This is a genomic window from Microbacterium sp. C448 (assembly GCF_000582705.2).
Taxonomy (GTDB): domain Bacteria; phylum Actinomycetota; class Actinomycetes; order Actinomycetales; family Microbacteriaceae; genus Microbacterium; species Microbacterium lacus_A.
Genome location: NZ_HG779686.1, coordinates 1 through 6,893, shown reverse-complemented (window position 1 = coordinate 6,893; position 6,893 = coordinate 1). Strand labels below are relative to the sequence as shown.

Here is a 6,893-nt window from a genome sequence, read left to right as displayed (position 1 = left end):
AACGGGTCACTTCGACAAGCTCAGTGACCGCGCGGGGGTCAAACGCCGGGGTAGTTGCGCTCGGGCGCACCCGTGTACAGCTGCTGCGGCCGACCGATCTTCGTCTGCGGATCGAGCTGCATCTCGCGCCAGTGCGCGAGCCAGCCCGGCAGACGGCCGATCGCGAAGAGCACCGTGAACATGCGCGTCGGGAAGCCCATCGCCTTGTAGATCACGCCGGTGTAGAAGTCGACGTTCGGGTAGAGGCGACGCTCCTTGAAGTAGTCGTCGCTGAGCGCCAGCTCTTCGAGTTCCTTCGCCAGATCCAGGAGCGGGTCGCTGACGCCGAGCGCTTCGAGCACCTCGTCTGCCGACTCCTTCACGAGCTTGGCGCGCGGGTCGTAGTTCTTGTAGACGCGGTGGCCGAAGCCCATGAGCTTGACCCCGTCTTCCTTGTTCTTGACCCGCTCGACGAAGCGCGCAACGCTTTCGCCCGAGTCGCGGATCTTGCCCAGCATGTCGAGAACGGCCTCGTTGGCACCACCGTGCAGCGGTCCGTAGAGCGCATTGATTCCCGCCGAGATCGACGAGAACTGGTTCGCGCCGGTGGATCCGACAAGCCGCACCGTCGACGTGGAAGCGTTCTGCTCGTGGTCTTCGTGCAGGATCAGCAGGCGTTCGAGCGCCCGCGACATGACCGGGTTCGGCTCGTAGATCTCGCTCAGCACGCCGAAGTTGAGCTTCAGGAAGTTGTCGACGAAGCTCAGCGAGTTGTCGGGGTAGAGGAAGGCCTGGCCGACGCTCTTCTTGTGCGCGTACGCCGCGATCACGGGAAGCTTTGCGAGCATCCGGATCGTGTTGAGCTCGATGTGCTCGGGGTTGTTCGGGTCGGACTCGCGCTCGTAGTACGTCGACAGCGCCGACACGGCGGACGAGAGCACCGACATCGGGTGCGCCGTGTGGGGCAGGGCAGAGAAGAAGCGCTTGAGATCCTCGTGCAGGAGCGTGTGGTGACGGATGCGGTCATCGAACGCCGCGAGTTCGTCGGCGCTCGGCAGCTCGCCGTAGATGAGCAGCCAAGCGACCTCGAGGTAGCTCGAGTGCGTGGCGAGCTGCTCGATCGGGTAACCGCGATAGCGCAGGATCCCCTTGTCGCCGTCGATGAAGGTGATCGCCGACTTGGTGGCGGCGGTGTTCACGAAGCCGTAGTCGAGCGTGGTGTGCCCGGTCTGGCGCATGAAGGTCGAGATATCGATGCTCGGAGTACCGTCACTTGCCTGCAGGACGGGGAATTCCGCCGTTCGATCAGCGATGCTCAAGAACGCCTTCGTGGGCTGTGGTGCTGCCGACGTGCTGCCCGATTCGTTCTGCGTGGCGTCTTCATTGACATCGTTGCTCACGGCGCCTCCTTGCGATTGTCGTCGTCTGGGGGTTCAGCCGCGGCGGGCGGCTTTCGTTCGGCGCGACGCTGGTGAAGCGAAGACCGGAACGGCGGCGTCGAGGCTGATCGGCCCCAGACATCCGCGTCGTTACAGCCTAGTGGGCCATCGCGCCTACTATCGAACCGCCCAAAGCGTCGGCGGATTCGATGGTGGATGTCTACGAAACGGTCGCGCGGAGCCGCGCTGCCGCGCTGGCGATGCGCTCGTCGGTCGCCGTGAGCGAGAGCCGCACATGCTGCGGGAAGTGCTCGCCGTAGAAGACGCCCGGGCCCGCGAGGATGCCGAGATCCGCCAGCCGCCCCATGCTGTCCCACGCGTCGAGCCCCTCGGTCGCCCAGAGGTAGAGGCCGGCCTCGCTGCGGTCGATCGTGAACCCGGCCGCCTCGAGCGCCGGCTTGAGCGCGGCGCGGCGGGCGCGATACAACTCCTTCTGCGCGGCGACGTGCGCGTCGTCACCGAGGGCGACGACCATCGCCGCCTGTACAGGGCCGGGCAGCATGAGCCCGAGATGCTTGCGCACGTTGGCGAGGCGCGCGATCAGGTCGGGGTCACCCGCCAGGAACGCGGCACGGTACCCGGCGAGGTTCGACTGCTTGCTGAGCGAATACACGGCCAGCACGCCCGTCGGGTCACCGCCCGTGACACGCGGATCGAGGATGCTGGGGATGGGCTCGTTCGCCCACGGGCCAGCCCAGCCCAGCTCGGCATAACACTCGTCGCCGGCGATGACGGCGCCGAGTTCGCGGGCACGGGCGACCGCGCGAGCGAGCTGCGGGGCATCCAGCACTCCACCATCGGGGTTGCCGGGCGAGTTGAGCCAGACGAGGCGCGTCCCGGCAGGCCACTCGTCCGGTTCGTCCGACGCGAACGGGATCGCTCCCGCAACGCGCGCACCGATCTCGTACGTCGGATACGCGGCGCGCGGATGCACGACCACATCTCGTTCGCCGAGCCCCAGGAGCGTCGGCAGCAGGGCCACGAGCTCTTTCGACCCGATCGTCGGCAGCACGTTGCGGGGTTCGAGCCCGGCGACACCGCGTCGGCGGTCGAACCACTCGGCGATCGCCTCACGAAGCGCGGGCGTTCCGACCGTCTGCGGGTACGCGTGCGCGTCCGTCGCCTCGGAGAGCGCCCGGCGGATGATGTCGGGAGTGGGATCGACCGGCGAGCCGATCGAGAGATCCGCGATGCCATCCGGATGCTGCCGCGCCCGGGCCGCGTAGGGCTCGACCTGGTCCCACGGGTAGTCGGGGAGGCCCAGGACCCCCACGCTCAGTGCTCCTGCGGAGGGAGCGCCTCGATGACGGGATGATCCTTGTGGATCACGCCGACCTTGGCTGCTCCACCCGGGGACCCGATGTCGTCGAAGAACTCGACGTTGGCCTTGTAGTAGTCGCTCCACTCGGCGGGCAGGTCATCTTCGTAGTAGATGGCCTCGACCGGGCACACGGGCTCGCAAGCACCGCAGTCGACGCACTCATCCGGGTGGATGTACAGCGATCGTTCGCCCTCGTAGATGCAGTCGACGGGGCACTCGTCGATGCAGGCACGATCCTTCACATCGACGCACGGGAGGGCGATCACGTAGGTCACCCGACCAGTCTATGTCGGCGCGGACGCGCTCAGATCCGGCCGGCGTCGCCGCCGACGGACGCGTCAGGCCCCGAGACTGCAGCGGGCCGGGTGGACGTCGGGAACTCGGGCCAGGCCACGATCAGCACGGCGACGAGCGGGCAGGCGACCGTCCAGATCACAGCGGCCATGCCCGCGGGGGCGATGATGGATCCGCCGGGCCCCTCCCCCGAGAACACGATGACGGCCAGCGTTATGCCTACGCCGGCTGCGACCGAGGCCCACCGATCGGCGAGCAGCCGGATGGCGAGCATCAGGGCCGCGGCCCCGAGGATCCCCAGGACGAGGCCGACCGGGATGCCCCAGATCGTCGCCGCGTGAGCGACCGTGCCGACGACGCCGAAAACGGCGCCCGCGAGCGCGGCAATGACCAACGTCGGGATGCGTGAGACGAACTGCGGCATGGGCTCGACGATACCCCGCGCGAGTCCCGACTCAGACGGCCCAGCCCGCGAGCCTGAGCAGGGCTGCCGTCACTGCTGCCGCAGCGACCACCACGAGGAACGGGGCGCGGATGGCGAGCAACCCCGCGGCGACCAGCACGGCCGGCACCCGCGCATCGACGGCGAGCGCCTGGCCCGCACCGAGGGTCTGCACGGCAACCAGGGCCGCGAGCAGGGCGACGGTGAGCAGGTCGGCGATGCGCGCCGGGCGAGGCGCCTGCACCCACGCGGTCGGCAGCAGATACCCGACCGCCTTGAGCGCGAGACAGATGACGGATGCGAGCAGCACCGCGGTCCAGAGGGTCATGGCAGTCCCTCTCGTTCCGGGACGTCGAGCGGCTCGGGAGGGGGCACGTCATCGCGGCCGAGCCAGTTGAACCACCCCACGACGATCGCAACGACGGCGGCCAGCAGCACGGGCATCCCGGGCATCAATCCCGGGGTCAAGACGGTCGCGACGACCGCCGCGGCCACACCCACGGCGATGGCCTGGCGCCCGCGGAGCCGCGGCCACAGCAGCGCGAGGAAGGCGGCCGCGGCGGCGGCGTCGAGGCCATACGCCTTGGGGTCGCCGAGGACGTCGCCCAGGAGGGCTCCGAGAAGCGTCGTGATGTTCCAGCCGACGTAGATTCCGAGCCCGGTCAGCCAGAACCCGAGCGTGCGGGCATGCGGCGTGGTCTGGGCGAGGGAGACAGCGGTCGACTCGTCGATCGTGAAGTGCGCGGCCCCCGCGCGACGGAGCGCTCCCTGACCGATGACGGGAGACATCCGCATGCCGTACGCGACGTTACGCACACCGAGCAGGGCTGCCGAAGCGATCGCGGCGGGCGCCGCCGCCAGCCCCCCGGCGCCGATCACGCCCACGAAGGCGAACTGCGAGCCCCCGGTGAACATCACCAGGCTCAGGATGCAGGTCTGCCACACATCGAGCCCGGATGCGACGGACAGGGCGCCGAACGACACCCCATAGACGCTCGTCGCGAGAGCGACCCCGAGCGCCTGCCTGCGTGCGCGGCGCGCCTCGGAGTCGGGCGGCTGGGGCATCCCTCGAGCCTATCCGCGGGGCGCGCGCGCTCCCGCATGCCGATCGAGATCCGGTGGCCGCACCGGCACCGCGACGCGCAGCCCGACCCCCGGAATTCGCCCGTGCATGCAGCGAGAGGACGCAACATGCCGCGGGGACCTATCCCCGCACGGCATGTTGCGTCCTCTCGGTGCAGCTACGGCTTCTGAGGTCAGCCCTGGCGCTTGAGTCGTGCCGTGGCGCGGGCGCGCTCGTTCGCGTCCAGCGCGACCTTGCGGATGCGGACGATCTCGGGCGTGACCTCGACGCATTCGTCGTCGCGGGCGAACTCCAGGCTCTCTTCCAGCGTCAGCAGACGCGGCGGCGTCATCGACTCGAAGGTGTCGGAGCTCGCGGCACGCATGTTCGTGAGCTTCTTCTCCTTCGTGATGTTGACGTCCATGTCATCGGCACGCGAGTTCTCGCCGACGACCATGCCCTCGTAGACCTCTTGCGTGGGCTGAACGAAGAACGACATGCGCTCCTGCAGGGCGATGATCGCGAAGGGCGTGACGACACCCGCGCGGTCGGAAACGATCGAACCGTTCTGGCGCGTGACGATCGCGCCAGCCCAGGGCTCGTAGCCGTGCGAGATCGCGTTCGCGATGCCGGTGCCGCGGGTCGTGGTCAAGAACTCGGTGCGGAATCCGATCAGGCCGCGCGAGGGAACGATGAACTCCATGCGCACCCAGCCGGTGCCGTGGTTGGTCATGTTGTCCATGCGGCCCTTGCGGGCCGCGAGCAGCTGCGTGATCGCTCCGAGATACTCCTCCGGAGCGTCGATCGTCAGGTGCTCGAAGGGCTCGTGCGTCTTGCCATCGACCTGCTTCGTGACCACCTGGGGCTTGCCGACGGTCAGTTCGAACCCTTCGCGACGCATGTTCTCGACCAGGATGGCGAGGGCCAGCTCTCCTCGACCCTGCACCTCCCACGCATCCGGGCGTCCGATGTCCAGCACCTTGAGCGAGACGTTACCGATCAGCTCGCGGTCGAGGCGGTCCTTGACCATCCGAGCGGTGAGCTTGTGACCCTTGACCTTGCCGACCAGCGGCGAGGTGTTCGTGCCGATCGTCATCGAGATCGCGGGGTCGTCGACCGTGATGCCCGGGAGGGGACGGATGTCTTCGGGGTCGGCGATCGTCTCGCCGATCGTGATGTCGGGGAAGCCGGCGATCGCGACGATGTCACCCGGGCCTGCGTCATCCGCGGGGTAGCGCTCGAGGGCGCGCGTCTTGAAGAGCTCGGTGATACGGGCGTTGCTGGTCGTGCCGTCGGAGCGCACCCAGGCGACCGTCTGGCCCTTCTTGAGCGTGCCGTTGAAGACGCGCAGCAGGGCGAGGCGACCGAGGAACGGGCTCGAGTCGAGGTTCGTGACCCAGGCCTGCAGCGGCGCGTCGTCGTCGTACGACGGGGCCGGCACGTGCTCGAGGATCGCGCCGAAGAGCGGCTCGAGGTCGTCGTTGTCGGGCAGGGCACCGTTGTCGGGACGGTTCAGCGACGCAGCACCGGCACGGCCACTGGCGTAGACGACCGGGACATCGAGCAGGGCGTCGACATCGAGGTCCGGCACGTCGTCGACCAGGTCGGACGCGAGTCCGAGCAGCAGGTCGTGGCTTTCTTCCTCGACCTCGGCGATGCGCGCGTCGGGGCGGTCCGTCTTGTTGACGAGCAGGATCACGGGAAGCTTGGCCTCGAGCGCCTTGCGCAGCACAAACCGCGTCTGCGGGAGCGGGCCCTCGGATGCATCGACGAGCAGCACGACACCGTCGACCATGGACAGGCCGCGCTCGACCTCGCCGCCGAAGTCGGCGTGGCCGGGGGTGTCGATGACGTTGATCGTCACGGGACCGTCGGTCGCGTGCACACCCTTGTAGGTGACCGCCGTGTTCTTGGCGAGGATCGTGATGCCCTTTTCGCGCTCGAGGTCGTTCGAGTCCATCGCGCGCTCTTCTGTGTGCTCGTGCGAACCGAACGAGCCGGTCTGGCGGAGCATGGCGTCGACGAGGGTCGTCTTGCCGTGGTCGACGTGCGCGACGATCGCGACATTGCGGAGATCGGAACGGAAGGCACGCGCCATGAAAAGGTCCTTGCAGTGATGGGAAGTGTGAGAGACGGCCCGGTGTTTCGACAGGCTCAGCAGCCGATGTCGAAGGGTCCAGTCCCCCTCAGCCTATCGCAGGCCGCTGTGAGCCTGGCGAGTGCCCTTTTCGTCCCGGCGCGAGGGTGCCCCTTTGCCCGCGCGAGGGTGCCCCTTTCCTTGGCCGGTTGACACTCTCGCGCCGCGGAACGGGCACCCTCGCGGACGGAACGGCTACCCTCGCGGCGAGGAACGAG

At 68.4% G+C, this 6,893-nt stretch carries 7 protein-coding genes; all 7 read right to left on the bottom strand.

What is annotated here, in order from left to right; all coding sequences use genetic code 11:
- Positions 1-38: 38 nt before the first annotated feature.
- On the bottom strand, positions 39-1,298 hold the full coding sequence (locus tag MIC448_RS09065; RefSeq protein ID WP_036298539.1) for a citrate synthase: 1,260 nt from the start codon (positions 1,296-1,298) through the stop codon (positions 39-41).
- A 280-nt stretch (positions 1,299-1,578) separates the two neighbouring features.
- Positions 1,579-2,691, bottom strand: a complete 1,113-nt coding sequence (gene dapC / locus MIC448_RS09060) for a succinyldiaminopimelate transaminase (protein ID WP_036298535.1) — start codon at positions 2,689-2,691, stop codon at positions 1,579-1,581.
- A 2-nt stretch (positions 2,692-2,693) separates the two neighbouring features.
- Positions 2,694-3,014: a ferredoxin gene (fdxA, locus tag MIC448_RS09055; protein WP_036298533.1), complete on the bottom strand. Its 321-nt coding sequence runs from the start codon at positions 3,012-3,014 to the stop codon at positions 2,694-2,696.
- Positions 3,015-3,043: 29 nt separating this feature from the next.
- The gene (locus MIC448_RS09050; RefSeq protein WP_051513486.1) at positions 3,044-3,457 is read right to left on the bottom strand and encodes a DUF6113 family protein; all 414 of its coding nucleotides are present in this window, start codon (positions 3,455-3,457) and stop codon (positions 3,044-3,046) included.
- Between the two features lie 31 nt (positions 3,458-3,488).
- On the bottom strand, positions 3,489-3,803 hold the full coding sequence (locus MIC448_RS09045; RefSeq protein ID WP_036298531.1) for an AzlD domain-containing protein: 315 nt from the start codon (positions 3,801-3,803) through the stop codon (positions 3,489-3,491).
- On the bottom strand, positions 3,800-4,540 hold the full coding sequence (locus tag MIC448_RS09040; protein ID WP_036298530.1) for an AzlC family ABC transporter permease: 741 nt from the start codon (positions 4,538-4,540) through the stop codon (positions 3,800-3,802). The genes MIC448_RS09045 and MIC448_RS09040 overlap by 4 nt, the downstream gene beginning before the upstream one ends.
- A 191-nt stretch (positions 4,541-4,731) precedes the next feature.
- Positions 4,732-6,636 (bottom strand): translational GTPase TypA, encoded by a 1,905-nt coding sequence (typA, locus tag MIC448_RS09035; protein WP_036298529.1) that lies wholly within the window; start codon positions 6,634-6,636, stop codon positions 4,732-4,734.
- Positions 6,637-6,893 lie beyond the last annotated feature (257 nt).